Consider the following 1,406-nt stretch of genomic DNA (forward strand, 5'->3'; position numbering starts at 1 on the left):
CCTTTTCACAAAGGATGCCTGCATTAGTTGCATTTAGTTATTTCATTTGGCTTTAATCTTTTTCGTTTGAAATCAATAGATTGCCACTCTAGGGTTTTTTCATTACTAAAGGTGATTGTCACTAAATCATTAGGAGGACCGTGAGCACCTTCAAATGTTCTTACCTGCACGGTAACATTACATAAGTAAGTACCTCTTGGCAGCCGTTTAATTTGGATGATTTTACCGCACTCATTTTGTGTAACTTCGCCAAAATGCTTCTCCAATTCCTGTTGAATTAAGGGATAAAGCATATTGAAAATCACATTATCACCCAACTGTATATCATTTTCAGTTACGGTTTCGGCTTTGACAGGGGAATAAGAGAAAATGGTCAAGCAATCAATATTAAAAGGTTTTTTTTCATAAAAATCCTCCATTCAATGCTGCTTTTAGTATGAACATAAAAGAACTTTTTATTAAACTAACAGGTGCGATTCTTGAATAACGAGGAATCGCTTTTTTCTTATTCAAGTAAAGAAGCAGAAATTGTTCAAGATAAGACTTTTTGTAACTAAATTAACAACCACATCGTCTAAACATTAAATGAGTAGACTTTGAAGTTCATATATTAAATTGGAGGGATACAATGAAATCTGCTTTATTGTTAGCAGTCTTATTTACCCTGAGTTCCTGTGTTAAGGAGAATACTAATGAGTACGAAAAGAATACACCTGTGGTCTCAGGAGATATTACCATAGATAGTGCTATAAACACAGAGTTTACGCCAAGCACTAAACGGAATGTTTTAAAAAATCATCCTGAATATATAGCTAAAAATGAAGGTGAAGTTTCTGAGCTAGATTTTGAAATGGCTTATGAAATGTGTGTGAGAGTGCTTAATGACTATTATAAAGCCGTCTGGAACGGATTGGATATTAAATTGGATACATTTATCAACAACGATAATCTTAAACAGTATACGCAAAATAAAATTCAATCCCAACATAATGTAAAAGGCAAATGGAATGATAATGTCAAAAATATTGAGATTGAGGATTGGGAAGTGGAATATACAGAGGATATGGATGGAGGTTTTCTCTATTTAAAGTTACCTGTGGAAATTAAAAAGGATGTAGGTGGTTACGGTGAAATCACCGAATTTCTTGTTCGTAATAAAAACGGCAAGTTAGTCATTGCTGATTGGTATACCGGTGCAAAAGATAGTTATGATTTCTTGGTGCGTGGAGAAAATCTAACAATTGACAACCCTAATATTTGGAATGATAGTGAATGGGTAAAGAAGTTAAATAATAAACAGGTAGATTTTTCAGGCTCAACTCGATAGTTAGTTAATTACAGCTAACTTTGGAAAACTCAGTATAAGATTTGCTTCAAAAATAAATTCTCTTATTAAACTAAAGGGT

2 protein-coding genes are annotated in these 1,406 nt (G+C 33.1%); one reads left to right on the plus strand and one right to left on the minus strand.

The window, feature by feature from the left end; all coding sequences use genetic code 11:
* Positions 1 to 23 precede the first annotated feature (23 nt).
* Positions 24 to 419, minus strand: coding sequence for a DUF3888 domain-containing protein (locus tag V7147_RS23050; protein ID WP_335370139.1), 396 nt, complete (start codon positions 417 to 419; stop codon positions 24 to 26).
* Between the two features lie 209 nt (positions 420 to 628).
* Between V7147_RS23050 and V7147_RS23055 the strand changes: the two genes are divergently transcribed.
* A complete protein-coding gene (locus V7147_RS23055) occupies positions 629 to 1,327 on the plus strand; it encodes a hypothetical protein (RefSeq protein WP_335370140.1) in 699 nt (232 codons plus the stop codon).
* Positions 1,328 to 1,406: the final 79 nt, after the last annotated feature.

Origin of the sequence: Bacillus sp. JJ1521 (assembly GCF_036965165.1) — a bacterium.
GTDB lineage: Bacteria > Bacillota > Bacilli > Bacillales > Bacillaceae_L > Ferdinandcohnia.